The sequence below is a fragment of the Rhizobium tumorigenes genome (genome assembly GCF_003240565.2).
GTDB classification, from domain to species: domain Bacteria; phylum Pseudomonadota; class Alphaproteobacteria; order Rhizobiales; family Rhizobiaceae; genus Rhizobium; species Rhizobium tumorigenes.
The window spans coordinates 3411718-3429536 of sequence record NZ_CP117255.1 but is presented as its reverse complement, the minus strand read 5'-3'; the positions used below and the strand labels follow the sequence as shown (position 1 = coordinate 3429536).

Here is a 17819-nt window from a genome sequence, read left to right as displayed (position 1 = left end):
TTGCCCTGCCAATAAGCCAGGGGATGCCTGGGAGCAGGCTTCGCGATGCGCGACTTTGGGCCACGAACCGGAGATTTTCCAGTGCTGATAGCCGGTGTCCCAGATTATCTTGCGACAATACAGGATCAGTGAGAGGGAGCCGTGAAGTCCGGCAGTATATCGGGTTTGCTATCAGCGTGGCTGCGGCCTGCCTATCTCACGGATCGCAGGCCGACGCTGTATCTTGACTTCGTATTGTCGGGATTTACTTGTCTTTCTTGCCGAGCTTCAGGCTGCTTTCCGCCTGCTTGACCTGCGAGCCGATAAGCGTGGCCGACTTGACGTCCGCCTTGTCCTTCTTGGGCTTGCGGGTTTCGCGGTTGCTCTTCATCTGACCTTTAGCCATCGTCATCTCCGTCTGTTGTGCCTGGGTGACCTATCGGAAAGATAGTCTGGCGGGTCGAAAACCTCTGACACTGCGATCGCTCACGCGGCCGAGGCCGATGGTGATTTTTCGACAGCAACACCACTTGTCCGAGGCGCCTCCTCCATGGAAAAGACGTACTATCTCATAGCAGCGAAGGCAAGCGAAACGCAGAAAAACGCTTGTCGCGCGCACGACAAGCGTCTCAATTTTATATGCAAAAGGAAGAAGGACGTCAGTGACCGGATTCCTGCTCGAGGAATAGCCGCACAGGAGTGCATGCCGTTCCCTCGGGCCGAAATCCAATCGTCAGGCGATTAAGCCTTGTTGGCGCCAGCGCCGGCGCCGGCTTCGCCGCCGCGTGTGTAGACAGCCTTCTTAGGACCTGGGATCAGGCCTTCGCGCTGCAGCTTCTTGCGGGCGAGCTTGCGGTGACGGGCGATACCTTCAGCCTTTTCGCGAGCGCGCTTTTCCGATGGCTTTTCGTAAGCCATGCGGGCCTTGATTTCCCGGAAGAGACCTTCGCGCTGCATTCTCTTCTTGAGGACGCGGAGGGCCTGATCGACGTTGTTGTCTCTAACTAGAACTTGCAAACTTCTATCCTTTTGTTGACATTCGCGGTCGCTGCTGGCGCGTGACCTGCGCTTGTTTATTCGCATTCGGCAGCAGATCGACATGCGAAAGGAAATATTCCCGATTTCGCAAGGCCGCTGCGCTGTCGCAATTCTCGGCCGGCCCTTTGAATGTAAAGGTCGGCGACGACGCGTCATATACTGACGCGATCGCTTTGCCAACGGCGTCCTATCATATCATGGCGTTTTCGCCATAGAAAAAAGCGGCGACGTCGATTTTTTGCATTAATCCGCCAATCGAGGCCATTTGATGGGACGGTCATGGCAACCTTCAGGCGCGTTTAAATGTGCTGATGCGGCGTGTTTTCAAGGGAGCAACGGTCAAGTTCGGGCTGGAACGTCGCGTGGCCAATGCCGAAGCGACGCTGCAGCCCCCGGGCCGCCTCTTCAAGCACCTCGTCGCCGGGATGGCCGGCAGGCGTGACGAGATGACAGGTGAGCGCCGTGTCGGTCGTGCTCAACGACCAGACATGCAGGTCGTGTACCGAAGCGACGCCGGGCAGCGTGCCGAGGAATGTCCGGACCTCGACCATGTCGATACCCGCGGGCACGGCATTCAATGTCATGGTGATCGATCCGGTAAGCAGGCTCCAGGTGCCGACGATAATGACGACATTGATCGCCACGCTCATGACAGGGTCTATCCAGTGCCAGCCGGTCAGGAGGATCAGCAGTCCGCCGATCACGACGCCGAGCGACACAAGTGCATCCGCTGCCATATGCATGAAGGCCCCACGGACATTCAGATCGCCTCCCCCGGAGGAGAACAACCAGGCGCAGAAGCCGTTAATCGCGATGCCGCAGGCGGCGACGATCATCACCGTCTTTCCGGCGACCGGCTGCGGCTCGAATATGCGTCCGATCGCCTCCCAGCTGAGACCACCGACCACAACCAGCAGGAAGACAGCGTTGAAAAGTGCGGCAAGGATGGAGCTGCCGCCGAGCCCGAATGTGAAACGTTGGGTTGGACTGCGCTTGGCAAGGATAACCGCAGCCCAGGCGACGCCGAGCCCGAGCGCATCGGAAAGATTGTGGCCGGCATCGGCCAGCAGCGACACGGAATTGCTGGCGATGCCGTAGATAACCTCGACCAGCACGAAGGCGATATTCAGTCCGACGCCGACTGCAAATGCCTTGCCGAAGTTTGCCGGTGCATGGCTGTGGCCGAGGCCGGATGCGTGAGAGTGGCTGTCGTGCGCGTGATCATGGGAGTGGTCGTGGTGATGATTGTCATGCGCCATCGAGGATGTCTCTCTAAGCCAATTTCGAGAAATGGTGCTACGTTGTGGTGGTTCCCTGGCGTCTCTCTAACGTCAAGTCTTGCTTTTGTCAGAATTTTCCTTCGGTGCCTTGTTGGTGAAGCGCGCGTTTCCGAGCCCTGTGCCAATGGTCACCACGCCCCATTTTTTTGTATTCTGCATGAAAGGCGTTTGGGAGAGTCCCTGCACGACGGCGTCGTTGTGGATGACCACCAGAGTATCGTGGCTGCCGATCTGCGGGATAGCCTTGGTCAGGGCTTCGCCAAGATTGAATTTTTCGCTTTCCCAGTTGCCGCCGGGGAGGTTTTGTCCCCCACGAGCAATGGAGCCGTCGCTTTCGATAACCCCCGGGCACGCGATGCCGATCACGGGCGCCAGGGTCAGCTTGGCTTTTTCAGCTTTCCTGATCAGGCTTTCCAGCATGCCGGCCAACCTCTCCACAGTGGCACTGCGCTTCGGCGCCTCGTCGGCGTGCCTCCAGAGATCAAATTTCCAGACACTGGCCCTGGATAGGTCCGGGTGCTCCTTGAGACGCATTTCCACGATACCGGCCCGGATATTGGTGCCGCCGATATCGACCGCGAGGATCGCATCATAGCCTTCGAGCATCCATCCCGGCATCAGGTGCGCAGCGCCTATCAGACCAGCTTCGTCAGGGTGATGGGCGATCGGCGTGAGCTCGACCTTGAAACCCTCGCTCTTCAGCAGGACCATGGCGCGGGCAATCGCCAGTTCGCCGAAGCCGCTCTCCTTAAGTCCGCCGCCGACGACGATGCGCTCGGTACCCTTCCAGCTATCTTGCTTCAAGAACTTCCCGAGCACATGGCCCAGTTCGCCGGCAAAGTCCTCGACGGCGCCCATGACCAGCGCAGCCGCTTCCTTATTATCTCCGGTCAGCAATGCGTCGATCTGCTTCTTCGACATGTCTTTCGTCGCGACATCGCCGAGGGGGTCATCCCCACCGTTACGGATGCGCTGGCGCCAGTCGTCGAGCTTTGCCTGGAAGGCGGACTTGCTCGCCCGGTCGCCGATAAAGCCGTTCTTGTCGCGCAGCTCGAGATTATAGTCGTCGATTGTTACCGAGGGCAGGCTTGCCGACCCGTGGGTGATCAGGGTTGCGTTGTCGCGGCTCGCGTCGTTCTGCTTCTTTTCCATGGGGCTCCAATCCGGGGTCAGACATCGGCTCCATACAACCGCAGAGACCCGTCCGACCAGAGCGAGGACAACGCAAGAGAGACGCGGATGTTCCTGCCCACTCCGGTGCCGCGACGCACTCGCTCAGACCACCTTTAGCAGGCGGATATAGGCGGCAACTTCATGGGCATGGATCCTGGTGTCGCGGACAAGATCGTCAAAATGCCGCTGCATCATGCGGACCGAATCGACATTGTGCAGGACGAGATACATCCGCCCGACGAATACCGCTGCCCGCAGCGAGCCGAAGACTGTGTAGGGAACCGAAAATCGGGCCCGACCGTCGAACAGGAAAAGACGGAATGACGGATAGAGGTCGTCGATGAGGCCTGCCATGTGCAGCAATTGCCCCTGACGCGCAGCCTTCGGAAGCCCCTGCCAGATGCCTTGCCCAGCGGCAAAAGCCTCCAGCGTCTGGAGCGGCATGCAGGACTCCATGTCGGTGCCGGGCTCGCGATTGTAATCCAGCCGGAACGCCGTTCCCGCCACCTGCGTCGCGGCGCTCTGGTGCGCCTCCGACGCCTCGTAGGCGATAACTTCGGGCGTGCGCAGGAGATCGGGAATGCGAGCTGGCACATAGCGGATTTTCGAGCCAGTGGCCTCGGCATGCCATTTAATCAGGAGCCCCGCCCCTTCGTCGTCGCTGGTCTCGATTTCGAGGCTCGGCAGAAGCGCACCCACCAGGCCTTCATCCTGCGAGATGCCGAGCAGCCAGTCCAGCGAAACCTGATGGCGCTCGGCGATGCTCAGAAGTGTTTCCACCCGTGGGAGCCGGGCGGTCTTTCCCGACAGCAACTGCGACAACGCCGACCGGTCGATGCCGACATTGTCCGCGAACGCGGATTGGCTCTCGCGAGAGCGGTCGAAAAGCAACCGGAGACGCTGCTGAAACAGGACTGCCAGCTTGCGTTTGTCCATCATATCGTTCCGTTTGGTGACAATTATCACCATAATGGCAATTCCGTGCGCAATGTCAACGGATCGTCACCATTATCGCATTGCACAAAATGCAACTTTCGCGGAAGCTGATACGGGGGCAACGAATCGCAGCGAGATCAAGGGCATGATCATAAAATTGAGAACTGGTGAACGTTCAAAGCGGCGAAACCGGCGACTTAGGATCGAGTGGTTGACACTCGGCATGATTGCAGGCTGCTACCTCATATGGTTTGCTGCTGGCATGATGTACCAGTCATTTCCGTGGATAGCGGTCCTCATTATTCCCGTCATGGCGACATTTCATTCGTCACTTCAGCATGAAGCACTTCACGGTCACCCGACGCGCAATGCGCGGATCAACGAGGCCCTGGTTTTCCTTCCGATCGCGATGTTCTATCCCTTCAGGCGCTACAAGAACCTGCACCTGCGACACCATGCAGACGAGCGACTGACGGACCCCTACGACGATCCGGAGAGCTATTATCGGGGGATGACTGAGTGGAAACGGTTTCCCACCTGGCTGAAGAGCATGCTCCATGCCAACAATGCCCTGCTTGGCAGAGTGCTGATCGGACCGGCGATCGGGGTGATCGGCTTTGCTCTGACGGAAATCAAACTCCTCTCGGCAGGCAGCAGGGCGCAGCGTCTCGCCTGGGTGCTGCATCTGGCAGGCCTGGTACCGGTTCTGATGATCGTTCATTTCCGGTTCGGCATGCCGCTTTGGCTCTATGGGCTGCTGGCCTACGCCTCGCTGTCGATCCTCGCCATCCGCTCCTTTTGCGAGCACCAGTGGTCGGAACATCCGGACGGCCGGACCGTGATCATCGAAAAATCCGTTCTCGGACTGCTGTTCCTCAACAATAACCTGCATCTGGTGCACCATAAGCAGCCAACTGCGGCATGGTATAGATTGCCGAGCCTCTACCGCGAACGGCGCGAGGAATGGCGGCAGATGAACGACGGCTATGTGTATTCCAGCTACCTTGAGGTGCTGAAAGCCTTCGGCGTCAGGCGCAAGGAGCCTGTGCTGCATCCCACGGCACACCTCGTTAATACGCCGAACGGGTCTTCCTCGCTTGCATCCGCCGAACAGCGACGTTCGCTTGCCACTTGGCCAAGCGTAACTGCGGCCGATCCCAGCCTCTCGATCCCATAGCAGGCTTGCGCACCGCCAACCCTATCACCATCTGCACCGCACGCTCCGTGGTCAACCTTCGGAAACCCCCGAGCCGAAAGGCCGACATAATCTTGCCCTAGTGCAAACCTGTCGGGAAGTTTAGAGGGTTTCGCATGCGCAATTTGGCATTCTTCTACAGGCTCAAGGCGCTGTTCTCGCGCGGTTCGCTTTTTCTGGCGGCTGACATCCGGTTGCCATGGACTGCGAAAATTATTTGGAAACACGGTGCGGTTTCAGTCGGCACCCATAGTGCTATCAGGGACGGAGTGATCCTCGATGCCCAGCACGGCAGCATCGAGATCGGCAACAATGTCTCCTTTAACGACTACACAATCGTTCTTGGCCATGGTGGAGTGCATATCGGCCATGATGTGAGAATTGCCGCGCAGGTGCTGATTACATCTTTCGAGCATAATTTCGACGATCCGACGCGACCGATCAGGACGCAAGGCAATACCAACAAGGCCGTCATCATCGAAGACGACGTATGGATCGGCGCGGGCGCCAAGATTCTCGCCGGAGCTCATATCGCCAAGGGTTGCGTGATCGGCGCCAATGCAGTGGTCAAAGGCAAGACATTGCCATTTGGCGTCTACGGCGGCGTTCCGGCCAAGCTATTGAAGATGCGGGGCGGCGAACGACCGGCACAAAACGTCTCTCTCATCAGCCGCAAGTAAGCCACAACTCCGCCGACTAAATTTTACGATGCGTGGCCAATTGCCTAAATCCGGCGCCTTGTCTCGAGCCCGTGTCGCCTCCATATGTGATATAGCAAGCCTGCCTTGCGATCAGCTAACGATCGCCGGATTGCGTCTCAAACCAGGAGCAGCGCCATGACCGCCTTGTCCATTCTCGATCTTGTCCGCGTCACCGAGGACACAGATGCCCGCGGGGCTCTCGACAACGCGCGCGATCTCGCAGCGCATGCCGAGATCTGGGGCTATCAGCGCTTCTGGGTTGCCGAGCACCACAACATGATCGGTATCGCCAGTGCGGCCACGTCCGTCGTAGTTGGCCATATCGCTGCTGGCAGCAAGACCATCCGGGTCGGCGCCGGGGGCATCATGCTTCCCAATCACTCGCCCTACGTCATCGCCGAACAATTCGGCACGCTTGCCCGGCTGTTTCCAGGCCGCATCGACCTCGGCCTCGGGCGCGCACCCGGCACTGACCAGATGACACTGCGCGCCTTGCGACGCACCAACGAAGCGTCCGAAAACTTCCCGCAGGATGTGCTCGAGCTACAAGCCTTTCTTGCGCCAGCCGGTGATAACCAGCGGATACAGGCGGTACCGGCGGCGGGCACCAACGTTCCGCTGTGGATTCTCGGCTCAAGCAATTTCGGCGCGATGCTCGCTGCAGAATTCGGCCTTCCCTATGCCTTCGCATCGCATTTTGCACCTGACATGCTGATGCAGGCCCTGCAGATCTATCGCACCCGCTTCAAACCATCGGAACAGCTTGCAACGCCGCATGCCATGGTGGGCGTGAACATCATCGGTGCCGAGACGGATGCCGAGGCAAAGCGTCTGGCAACAACGCAACAGATGTCGTTCACAAACATGTTTCGCGGAACGCGTGGTCTCAGCCAACCGCCGATCGACGATATCGAGACCTACTGGTCGCCGAGGGAGAAAGCGCAGGCTATGCAGATGCTATGCAGGTCGATCGTCGGCTCTCCCGAAACCGTCCGCGCGGGCCTCCAGAAGCTGGTGGCCGAGACCGGTGCGGAGGAACTGATGATCGTCTCGGATGTCTTCGACCATAAGGCGCGCCTGCGCTCCTACGAGATAATTGCCGATGCCGGCAAGGGTCTGGCTGCCGAGCCGCTCGCTGGCAGCGGCAGCGCCGGCGCTTTTCGCGAGCAGAGATACGCCTCCGCAGCATCGCTTTAGGAGACGCGTGTCGATGAAGCTGACCGAAGAGGGAAACCGCGCTCTGACCGACATTGCCGGGCGCCATGGCATCAGCCGAGGCGCAGCCGACCATCTGTTGGCTGCAGTTGTGTCTGGCGGAGGCTATCAGGCACAGTTCAACCATCCGGAACTCGGCGGCATGGGGCAATGGTCTGCGGGTGGCATGACGATGATCGGCGACATGTTCAACAACAGCCTCAAGGCCCAAGTGGCCGATGTCTGCCGCGACCTTGCCGAACTCAGCCGTGACGGCAGGCTTCAACAACCCGACGTCGCGCACGTTTCGCAACAGGGCCAGACACACCCGGGCCACGCAGGCAATCAGTCGTCGGCGGGCGTCGGACACTGGTGGCCTGATGGGCTTGGCGCCGCCGGCTCGACCGGGTCGCAGAACGATATGCGTTACGCAATCTTTCCCGCAACCAACCGGCTTGCGATCCGCAAGGACGGTCAGGTGACGATCTACGACACCGGCGATCACCGGATTACCGGCTTTTCCCAGCAGCAGGGCCACGACCAGTCCCTTTCGTTTACCTCCCAACACGGGCTCGTGAGCGTCAAGGAACTACAGGAAGTCCACGCGGGCGGAGAGATTGAAGCAGGCGTCTCGAAATCGGCTTCTGAACCAGCACCGTCAGCCGATCCGGCCCCGCAGCAACCCGGCGATGCGCCTTCGGGTTCTCCGGAGCACGACATTTTCACCAAGATCGAGCGCCTTGCAGCGCTTCATGCCAAAGGCATTCTGGGTGACGAGGAATTCCACGCCAAGAAAAGCGAACTGCTCGACCGCCTGTGAAAAGCCCTCTAGTTTGACAGCTGCAATTTGCCCCCCATTCGGCGAGCACAGACTGGAGTTAGATCATGAGCGATGCCATTGCCGGAAAATCCGTGTCCCAGTTATCAGCGCTGCTGCAATCCGGCGTGCTTGACCCGCAGGCACTCGTCGAGCAGACATTCGATGCGATCCGCACCTATCCGGACCAGGCGATCTTTGTCAGCCTGAGCGAGGCCCGGGCCAAGGCAGAGGCCGCCGCCGCCTCGCGTCGCATCCGCGAAGGTCGCTCGCTCGGCCTGCTCGACGGCGTACCTATTGCCTGGAAGGATCTGTTTGCCGTCGAAGGCCTTGCAACCACAGCTGGCTCAGTCGTGTTGAAAGATGCTTCCCCCGAGAATAATGACGCCGATGTCGTCACGGCACTTGCCGCAGCCGGTATGGTCAGTGTCGGCCGCGTCAACATGAGCGAGTTTGCCTTTTCCGGCCTCGGCATCAATCCGCATTACGGCACTCCCTACAACCCTGCATCGAGAGACGTTCCGCGGCTGCCCGGAGGTTCGTCATCCGGTTCCGCAGTGGCTGTCGCAGCAGGGCTCGTGCCCGTTGCGATAGGCACCGACACTGGCGGCTCCATCCGTATTCCGGCCGCTTTCAACGGCATCGTCGGCTACAAGGCGACACGCGGGCGCTATTCGATGAAGGGCGTCTTTCCCTTGGCAACGAGCCTGGATTCGCTCGGCCCTCTCTGCCGCACAGTCCAGGACGCAGTCTGGATCGATGCAGCGATGCGCGGTCTGACAGCACCCGCGATCACGCGCGGGTCGATCGACGGGCTGGTGTTGATCGTTCCGGAAACAGTCGTCTTCGACGGCATTGAGGATGGAGTTCTGGCGGCGTTCGAGGCCGCACTGGCGCGGCTGGTCAAGGCGGGCGCCGTCGTCAGGCGCCAGGCTTTCCCGATCTTTTCCGAGATTTTCGATCTGCAGCAGCAGCATGGCCCGCTGGTCACTGCGGAGGCCTTCGCACTGCACCGTCACCGACTGGCGGGACCCGACGCCGACCGGATGGACCGCCGCGTCGTTGCGCGCGCCCGCCTCGGTGCCAATATCAGCATGACCGGCTATATCGACCTGCTCAGTGCCCGCGAAAGGCTGATTGCCGCAATGACGGCTCTGGTCGGACCCAAGGATATCCTCGTTTTCCCGACGCTTCCGCATGTTGCGCCACCCATCGCATCTGTTCTCAACGACGACGATCTGTTTTTTCAGACGAACGGCAAGACGTTGCGCAATACGCTGATCGGCAATTTTCTGGATGGCTGCGGCCTTTCCATCCCCTGCGGTACGGGCGATGCCGGCATGCCTGTGGGGCTGCTTCTCTCGGGCATGCCGCGTGCAGACGATCACCTGTTAGGCGTCGGCCTTGCGGCAGAAGCCCTTGTGCGCGAAGAAAGCTAAGGCCGCTTCCGCTCAGCCGGCTTTTCAATTGAATGTGCAAAGCCCACACTGGACAATAAATCGATGCGGCTTTGCTGCATGTGGGCATTCAAGCCCATGACCCAATGGAGTGCCGCCATGTCATCGCCGCAAAACGCTGGCCTCGATCCGAACTCGCCGGCCGACCACCCTTCGCCCGCGCATGGAAAAATATGCGAATGGCTGATTATGGAGACGCGGACGCAACCTTATATCGACAATATCTTCGTCGAGATGTGCGATCGGCTGGTGGCGGAGGGTGTTCCGGTGGCGCGCGCAACGCTGCATTTCAGCACCCGCAATCCGCAATGGCTGGGCGCCCGCATCCTCTGGCAGACCGGCATGACGGAAGCGGAAATCCGGACTTTCGACTACGGCGTCGAATTGACCACTCAATATCTGGGCAGTCCGATGTATGCCATCAATGAAGGTGCCGACCAGGCGCGCCAACTGCTGGAAGGCAAGGACGACAAGGGCGTCTGGCATCCGATCTACGACGATCTGAAGCTGGAGGGATATACGGAGTACGTGGCCTGGCCCATCGACCACACCCACGGGAAACGTCACGTCGCGAGTTTTGCGACCAAGGAGCCCGGCGGCTTCAGCGAGGCCGACATCGCTGTCCTGAAGGGTCTTATACCGGTGCTGGCGCTGGTGAGCGAAATCCGGCTGAAAAATCGCCTGGCGCGGACGCTGCTCGAGACCTATGTCGGCCCGCATGCCAGCGAACAAATCTTGGCGGGTGCCACAACGCGGGGCAGCGGCGTCACCGTCGGTGCGGCGATCATGATCTGCGATCTCAGGGATTTCACGAAACTCTCCGATATCTGGCCCCGCGACGATGTCATAGAACTGCTCAACGGCTATTTCGACGCCATGTCAGAGCCTATCGAGAAGTTTGGTGGCGAAATCCTCAAATTCATGGGTGACGGGCTGCTGGCAATCTTTCCGCTGAGCAACCCCGATGCCTGCCGCAACCTCATGCGGGCTATTGCGGAAGCGCAATCCGCCATGACGGCGCTCAACGTCCACAATATGGCACGCGGCTATGAAGCCCTCGGCTACGGCATTGGCGTCCATGTCGGCGATGTCATGTATGGCAATATCGGCTCCAAACGGCGTCTCGATTTCACCGTCATCGGGCCGGCCGTCAACGTTGCCTCGCGGTTGGAAAGCCTGACCAAGGAAATCAAACGCCCGGTCCTGTTGTCGCGCGCCTTCGTGGAGATGGCCGGCTGCTCTGGCGTGCTGGAGAACCTCGGCTCCTATCCGCTGCGCGGTCTGGGCGATCCCATCGACGTGTTCGCCTTCTCGACGGCCTGCTTCTAGCCTCGGATATCCTCAAGAATCATGGCGCCGCCTTTTTCCGCCACCATCATCGTCGGCGCATTGATGTTGCCGGCGGTGATCGTCGGAAAAATCGAGGCATCGACAACCCGCAGGCCCCGGAGACCGTGCACCCGCAGGCGCGCATCGACCACCGATCCGCCGCTATCCGGCCCCATCGCGCAAGTGCCACATGGATGATAGATCGAGCCGCTGTTGGCGCGGAAATAGGCGAGCAGATCCGCATCGCTTTCGACCGCAGCAGAAGGCGAGACTTCCGTGTCGGTGATCTCTGAAAATGACGGCGCCGAGGCTATGCGACGCACAAGGCGGCTGCCCTGCAGGACTTCGGCGACGTCGCGCTCCGTCGACAGGTAGTTCGGCTTGATCAGAGGCGCTCTGGACGGATCGTCGGAAGCGATCTGCACCTTTCCCCGGCTGGTGGGGCGGCAGGCATTGAAGGCGATCAAGAAGCCTGGGTAGGGCTCCGGCATGAGCCCAGACCTGGAATTGGCCGGAATCCGATAAGAAAGCGGATTGAAATAGAGCTGGATGTTTGGCTTCTCCTCGTGCGGACTGCCACGAAAGAAGCCGCCCGCCTGATTGACGCTCATGGCGAAGGGGCCTTTGCGCGTCAGAACATAGCGCAGACCGAGTGCCGCCTGGCCGAATTTGCTGCCGAAGATACCGTTCAGCGTCGGGCGGTTGGCGCGATAGTAGAAGCTGGCGCAGAGATGGTCCTGCAGGTTTGCTCCGACCCCCGGCAGATGATGCCGCATCGGAATTCCGAGTTGCGTCAAGGAAGCGGCGTCGCCAACGCCCGACATCTGCAAAAGCTTCGGGCTATCGATGGCGCCGGCCGCAAGGATCACCTCCCGGTTGGCCATGAAACGTCGAGGCACACCCTTCTGTAGCACTTCGACGCCGTCGACCTTTCCATCGACATCGAAGAGCAGCCGCTGGGCAAAGGCATGGCGCTCGATCGTCAGGTTCGGTCGCCTCAGGGCGGGACGCAGATATTCAGCGCTGGAGTGGGAGCGCTGGCCGTTGCGGGTGTTGATGTCGTAGACACCGGCGCCTTCGATCGAAGCGCCGTTGAAATCCGGGTTAGCGGGCAAATTCACTTCGCCGCAGGCCTTGAGAAAGGCATCGCTGATCCCGTGGGTCATTCCGCGCATCGGCGTGACGTGGATCGGTCCTTCGCCTCCATGCCATCGGGACGCCCCCTGTGCGTGGGTTTCCAGCTTGCGGAAATAGGGGAGCACGTCGCTGGCGCCCCAGCCGGGATTGCCTGCCGCCTGCCAGTCGTCGAAATCGGCTGCAGCGCCACGCACGAAGATCATGGCGTTGATCGAGCCGGAGCCGCCTTGCACCTTGCCGCGCGGGACATAGATCCGGCGTCCATTCAGTTCGGGCTCCGGTTCCGTCGAATACATCCAGTTGACATCGGGATTGTAGAAGCTCTTGGCGTAGCCGACGGGGATCTTGAACCAGAAGGAATCATCCTTACCGCCTGCCTCGATGAGCAGCACGCTATATTTTCCGTTTTCGCTGAGGCGACTGGCGAGGATGCAGCCGGCCGAACCCGCGCCGACGATGACGAAGTCGTAGATCATGGTTTGTCTCTATCGTGATCAACCGCGGGCGGGGGCAAACGCTTTGATATCGGCGGGTTCCGCAGCCATCTGCAAATGCAGGCGGTCGCCGGTGTAAGGCGAATGGCGTTCGACGACATCGAGATCCAGCTCGATGCCGAGCCCCGGCTCGCGCGACGGAATGAGATAGCCTTCATCGAAAATCAGCTTGGTCTTCAGAACCTCGGTATGGAAGCCGCCAAAATCCATGATCGCCTCGTGAATGAGAAAATTCGGGGTGGCCGCGGATAGCTGGATACTGGCGGCGGCGCCGACGGGACCGTTGTAAAGATGCGGAGCGACCTGTGCGTAATAGGCCTCTGCCATGCCGGCGATCTTCTTGGCTTCCAGCAATCCACCGACGCGTGCCACGTTCATCTGCAGGATAGAGGCCGCACCCAGTTGCAGGACGCGCTGAAACTCATACTTCGTGGTCAAGCGCTCGCCGGTCGAAATCGGGATCGACGTGGCGCGGGCAACTTCCGCCATCGCGGCCTCCTGGCCGGGCGGCACCGGCTCCTCGAACCATAGCGGATCGTATTTCTCCAGCCGCCGGGCAAGGCGGATGGCCGAGGATGGCACCATCTGGCCATGGGTTCCAAACAGGATGTCGGCGCTGTCGCCGACGGCTTCGCGGATCCTTGCGCAAAAAGTCTCGCAACGAGCCATGACGCCCATGGACAACTGATGGCCCGAATAATTGGTGTAGGGACCGGCCGGATCGAATTTGACAGCCGTGAAGCCTTGGTCGACCATCTCCAGGGCGCATTCGGCAGCAAGGTCGGGGTCGTTGAAATCGAACTCGCCGGCGGCGTTCTTCGGATAGAGATAGGTATAGGCCCGCAGCTTCTCGTTGACCGTGCCGCCCAGGAGATCGGACACCGGGCGACCCGCCGCCTTGCCGATGATATCCCAGCAGGCGATTTCCAGACCCGAGACGATGCCCATCATCGTCGGGTCCGGCCGCTGGGTGAAGCCGCTGGAATAGGCCGCCCGCCAAAAGCGCTCGATCCGGTGGGGATCGTGATCCAGCAGATAGCGCTGGAAGACGTCGTCGATCAGCGGGACCAAGGCCGAGGGGTGGAAGGACGTCGCGTAGATCTCGCCGACGCCCTCGATGCCGCACGCCGTCTCGAGTCGGACGAAAATCCAGTACATGCCGCCGACATGGGGCGGCGGTACGGCAACGATATGGGTCTTGAGCGAAGCGATCTTCATGGCGGTTTCCTCAACGATCCCAACGGGACGGTGCAGCGTCAGTGCTTCAGGATGACGAGTCGGGTCTGGGTGAATTCGAGCATGCCGTGCTTGCCGTCGTCGCCGCCGAGGCCGGACTTCTTCCAGCCGGCATGGTAGCCCTGATAGGGATCGGCCGGGAAACGATTGATATAAAGTTCGCCGGCTTCGATCTCGCCTGCAGCTTGCATCACCTTGCGGTAATTCTCGGTGAACAGTACTGATGAAAGTCCGAACTGGTGATCGCTGGCCAACGCCAGCGCCTCTTCGAAGGTCTCATATCGGAGCACTGCCAAGACAGGGCCGAAAACCTCGTCGCGGACGATTTCCATTTGCTGGGTGCATCCGGACAGTAGCGTCGGGGGATAAAAGAAACCGGGGCCTTCCGGCATCACGCCACCCGTCTCCAGCTTTGCGCCCTCCGCCTGCGCCCGTTCGACCATTGCATGTAGTTTTTCCCGGGCGGCGGCTATCGCCAGCGGCCCCATTGAGCCGGCATCGACGGCGCGATTGCCGAAGCTGCGGGCCGCAAAGCCCACGCGCAGCTTTTCAAGAAGTGCGTCGTGCACCGACGCATGGATATAGAGCCGCTCGGCCGCAGTGCAGATCTGGCCGCAATGGGCGGTCTTGGCGGCGATGATTGCCGCTGCCACAGCGTCGAGATCGGCATCAGGTTCGACGATGACAGGTGTCTTGCCACCGAGCTCCAGAGACGGTTTGGCGATATTGGTCTTGCAGAAATCGAGCACCGCCTGGCCAGCAGCGACGCTGCCGGTCAGTGTGATCATGCCGACGGCAGGCTGGGTGCAGAGCGTCCGGCAGACGTCATGGCTCATGGCCATGATGTTGACCAGGCCGGGCGGCAGGTCGGCGTCAAGTATCGCGTCGGCAAACGCAAAGGCGGAGGTCGGCGTGGTGTTGCTGGGGCGAACAACCACGGCGTTTCCGGTGATCAGCGCGGGCGCTATCTTGCGCACCAGCGTGTAGATCGGAAAATTGAACGGGATGAGGCAGGCGACGACACCGATCGGCTCACGCTTCAGCAGCAGGGTCTCGTTGGGCGTATCGCTCTCGATGATCTCGCCTTCGACGCGGCGCGCCCACTCGGCGTGGTAGCGCATTAGCTCGGCTCCGTAGATCGCCTCGCCGGTTGCGTCGGCAAGACTTTTGCCGGATTCGCGTGCCAGGGCTTCGCCGATCCGGCCTGCGTGTTTTTCGATCACATCGGCCAGACGTCGCAGGGCGTCGCCGCGCTGGATCGCCGGCAGGGCCCGCCACAGCTTTTGTGCCGCCGCGGCCTGTGCGACGGCATCGATGACAGTCGCTTCGTCGGCTCCGGCTACCGCTGCAAAAACTGCGCCATCGGCAGGATTGCGGACCTCGATCCGCGAGGCCGTCGTCGGCTCGCAAAATTGGCCGCCGATGAAATTGCGGTAGTGCTGCATCTTCCGTCCCCGATATCGCGACAAAGCGTCGGAGGTCGACGCCATCCTCGCCATTCGACCGGGAGGTTAGGACGCGCGCAAGCGTGTTATTGTCGGGCAAAGCATTCCAAAATGGAATGCTTCCAACGGCAACAGTCAGAGCCCGGCGCCAGTCAGCGAAAGTTCGTCGAACAGCCACTGCCTGAAGGCCTTGAGATGGTTGCCTCCGGCGACGCCTGCCCTTTCGACAAGCCAATAGGATTCATGGCCCTCGATCTCGACATCGGACAATTGCACGAGCCTGCCGTCTGCAAGGTATTCGTCGACCATGAAGCGATCGACCACGGCGACGCCGAGGCCATTGCAGGCGGCTTCGATCACCAGATCCAGCAGATCGAATTCGAGGCCGCCGCTCGTGTCGATATCCGCAAGGCCTGCGGCATCCAGCCAGTGCTGCCAGGTCATGTAGCGCCGGTCTGCGGAGGCGAGGACGTGCAGAAAGGTGAGGTCGGAGAAGTCCATGGGAGACGTGTCGCGCCGTCCGCCCAGCAATGTCGGTGCGCAGACGGCGATATGGCGTTCGGTCATCAGAAGATGGGCATTCAGCATCGGCCACTCCCCGTCGCCGAAGCGGATCGCGCAGTCGAGCAGGCTGCGCTCGGCAAGGCTGTCGCGCAGTTCCGTGCCGATGCTGATCCCCACGTCCGGAAGTGCCGCGCGCAACCGTCCCATCCGCGGCATCAACCAGCGCTTGGCGAAGGTCGGTGGCACGTTGATGCGCAGACGATTGCGGGCGCTCTTGTCGACGATGCCGCGCACAGCCAGTTCGACGCTGTGAAAGGCATGTTGCAGGGTGGAAAACAGTGCAACGCCCGCCGGCGTCAGTTCCAGATCATGGTGGCGCCGGATGAGGAGCGGTTCGCCGAGTTGGTCCTCCAGGTTTCGCACCTGGCGGCTGACGGCACTCTGGGTGAGATTGAGCCTTGCGGCCGCTTTGGTGAAACTGCGCGTCTGGCCGACGACCTCGAACACCTTCATGGCGGACAATGCCGGCAGTTTGCGCATACGCTCGTTCCCATCCAATCCGCGATCGACCTTCAATAGCACTTTATGCCAGCCAAAAAAGTTGAGATCGCCTGAGCGCGACAGCAATCCGCCAGCAGGTGGTTTCCCACGACAGCTCCAACATTGTCTCGCGGGGTGCCCAGATTACCCTTGCCGTTCGCGTCCACACACATATAATCAGGAATAATTATTTCCACATAGTGAAATATAGAAGGGGACTGGCATGGCTTTGAGTTGGCGATTTTCTGCGCTCGCGGACCGGCATCGGGCGCTCGGATCCAAGCTCGAGGACTGGAGCGGCATGGGAACCGCATGGACCTACGACAAGGATATCTACGAGGAACACATCGCCATCCGCACAAAGGCAGGCCTCATGGATGTGTCGGGACTGAAGAAGGTCCACCTCGTCGGTCCGCACGCGATTGCGGTGCTGGAATACATCACCACCCGCGACATGAGCAAAATCTATCCGGGCCGCTCGGTCTATGCCTGCATGCTCAACGATCGCGGCCATTTCACAGACGACTGTATCGTCTATCGCACTGGCCCGAACTCCTGGATGCTGGTGCACGGCTCGGGAACCGGTCACGAGGAGATCACGAAACAGGCCGCAGGCCGCAATTGCGCTGTGCTGTTCGACGACGATCTCCACGACCTGTCGCTGCAGGGGCCGCTTGCCGTCGACTACCTGTCGAAATATGTGCCGGGCATCCGCGAGCTCAAATACTTTCACCACATGCAGACGACGCTGTTCGGGGCGCCCGTGATGATCTCTCGCACCGGCTATACCGGCGAACGGGGCTATGAGCTTTTCGTTCGCGGACAGGATGCCGGGATGATCTGGGACCGGATCGTCGACGAGGGCAAGGAGATGGGTATCATCCCCTGCTGCTTCAGCGTTCTCGACATGCTGCGTGTCGAAAGCTACCTGCTGTTCTTCCCCTACGACAATTCGCAGATGTATCCGTTCGACAACGAGCAGCCGGGCGACAGCCTGTGGGAGCTGGGGCTCGATTTTACCGTCAGCCCCGGCAAGGTCGGCTTTCGAGGCGCCGAGGAGCATGCGCGTCTCAAGGGCAAGGAGAGGTTCAAGATTTTCGGCCTGCTGGTCGATGCAGATGGCCCGACCGATCTCGGCGACGAGGTCTGGGCCGACGGTCGCAAGGTCGGGGTCATAACCTGCCCCAGCTATTCCAAGCTGACCAACCGATCCATGGCGATCATGCGCGTCGAAGTGCCTTACGCGTCGCAAGGCGTGAGGCTCGAAGTCAAGGGCAAGACTGTCAATGCGCCGGCGATTGCCCACACCATCACCTTCGACGATCCGGATAAAAAGAAGCGGACGGCGAAAGATTGAGGGGCGA

Annotated in this window: 16 protein-coding genes; 7 read left to right on the top strand and 9 right to left on the bottom strand. The window is 60.4% G+C overall.

The features are described from left to right. Positions 1 to 244 precede the first annotated feature (244 nt). The 5 genes from PR017_RS16670 to PR017_RS16650 form a co-directional block, all read right to left on the bottom strand. Complete coding sequence (locus PR017_RS16670) at positions 245 to 385, bottom strand: hypothetical protein (protein ID WP_164498221.1); 141 nt, start codon at positions 383 to 385, stop codon at positions 245 to 247. Positions 386 to 720: 335 nt separating this feature from the next. Then, complete coding sequence (gene rpsU / locus PR017_RS16665; RefSeq protein WP_111216035.1) at positions 721 to 996, bottom strand: 30S ribosomal protein S21; 276 nt, start codon at positions 994 to 996, stop codon at positions 721 to 723. A gap of 320 nt (positions 997 to 1316) precedes the next feature. After that, positions 1317 to 2276 carry a cation diffusion facilitator family transporter gene (locus tag PR017_RS16660; RefSeq protein WP_111216034.1) on the bottom strand — a complete coding sequence of 320 codons (960 nt, stop codon included), beginning with the start codon at positions 2274 to 2276 and terminating at the stop codon, positions 1317 to 1319. A 72-nt stretch (positions 2277 to 2348) separates the two neighbouring features. Further along, positions 2349 to 3449 carry an ROK family protein gene (locus PR017_RS16655; protein WP_111216032.1) on the bottom strand — a complete coding sequence of 367 codons (1101 nt, stop codon included), beginning with the start codon at positions 3447 to 3449 and terminating at the stop codon, positions 2349 to 2351. Between the two features lie 123 nt (positions 3450 to 3572). Further along, positions 3573 to 4406, bottom strand: coding sequence for a helix-turn-helix domain-containing protein (locus tag PR017_RS16650; RefSeq protein WP_111216903.1), 834 nt, complete (start codon positions 4404 to 4406; stop codon positions 3573 to 3575). Between the two features lie 211 nt (positions 4407 to 4617). Between PR017_RS16650 and PR017_RS16645 the strand changes: the two genes are divergently transcribed. The 6 genes from PR017_RS16645 (at position 4618) to PR017_RS16620 (ending at position 11099) form a co-directional block, all read left to right on the top strand. After that, a complete protein-coding gene (locus tag PR017_RS16645; RefSeq protein WP_240538820.1) occupies positions 4618 to 5583 on the top strand; it encodes a fatty acid desaturase in 966 nt (321 codons plus the stop codon). A gap of 134 nt (positions 5584 to 5717) precedes the next feature. Next, positions 5718 to 6281: an acyltransferase gene (locus tag PR017_RS16640; protein ID WP_111216030.1), complete on the top strand. Its 564-nt coding sequence runs from the start codon at positions 5718 to 5720 to the stop codon at positions 6279 to 6281. 156 nt (positions 6282 to 6437) lie between these two features. After that, the gene (locus tag PR017_RS16635; RefSeq protein ID WP_111216029.1) at positions 6438 to 7499 is read left to right on the top strand and encodes an LLM class flavin-dependent oxidoreductase; all 1062 of its coding nucleotides are present in this window, start codon (positions 6438 to 6440) and stop codon (positions 7497 to 7499) included. A gap of 13 nt (positions 7500 to 7512) precedes the next feature. Beyond that, entirely contained in the window at positions 7513 to 8316 is an 804-nt protein-coding gene (locus PR017_RS16630; protein ID WP_111216027.1) for an SHOCT domain-containing protein, read from the top strand. A 65-nt stretch (positions 8317 to 8381) separates the two neighbouring features. After that, positions 8382 to 9752, top strand: a complete 1371-nt coding sequence (locus tag PR017_RS16625) for an amidase (RefSeq protein WP_111216025.1) — start codon at positions 8382 to 8384, stop codon at positions 9750 to 9752. A 117-nt stretch (positions 9753 to 9869) separates the two neighbouring features. Further along, positions 9870 to 11099 (top strand): adenylate/guanylate cyclase domain-containing protein, encoded by a 1230-nt coding sequence (locus PR017_RS16620; protein WP_111216899.1) that lies wholly within the window; start codon positions 9870 to 9872, stop codon positions 11097 to 11099. Here PR017_RS16620 and PR017_RS16615 read toward each other — a convergent pair. From PR017_RS16615 to PR017_RS16600, 4 genes are all read right to left on the bottom strand, one after another. Next, on the bottom strand, positions 11096 to 12712 hold the full coding sequence (locus tag PR017_RS16615) for a GMC family oxidoreductase (RefSeq protein WP_111216024.1): 1617 nt from the start codon (positions 12710 to 12712) through the stop codon (positions 11096 to 11098). The genes PR017_RS16620 and PR017_RS16615 overlap by 4 nt on opposite strands. Before the next feature lie 18 nt (positions 12713 to 12730). After that, positions 12731 to 13948, bottom strand: a complete 1218-nt coding sequence (locus PR017_RS16610) for a mandelate racemase/muconate lactonizing enzyme family protein (RefSeq protein WP_111216022.1) — start codon at positions 13946 to 13948, stop codon at positions 12731 to 12733. Between the two features lie 38 nt (positions 13949 to 13986). Further along, complete coding sequence (locus PR017_RS16605) at positions 13987 to 15411, bottom strand: aldehyde dehydrogenase family protein (RefSeq protein ID WP_111216897.1); 1425 nt, start codon at positions 15409 to 15411, stop codon at positions 13987 to 13989. A gap of 135 nt (positions 15412 to 15546) precedes the next feature. Next, entirely contained in the window at positions 15547 to 16455 is a 909-nt protein-coding gene (locus PR017_RS16600; protein WP_111216895.1) for a LysR substrate-binding domain-containing protein, read from the bottom strand. A gap of 223 nt (positions 16456 to 16678) precedes the next feature. Here PR017_RS16600 and PR017_RS16595 point away from each other — a divergent pair, with 223 nt between their 5' ends. After that, complete coding sequence (locus tag PR017_RS16595; RefSeq protein WP_111216020.1) at positions 16679 to 17812, top strand: aminomethyl transferase family protein; 1134 nt, start codon at positions 16679 to 16681, stop codon at positions 17810 to 17812. The last annotated feature ends 7 nt before the right edge of the window (positions 17813 to 17819 follow it).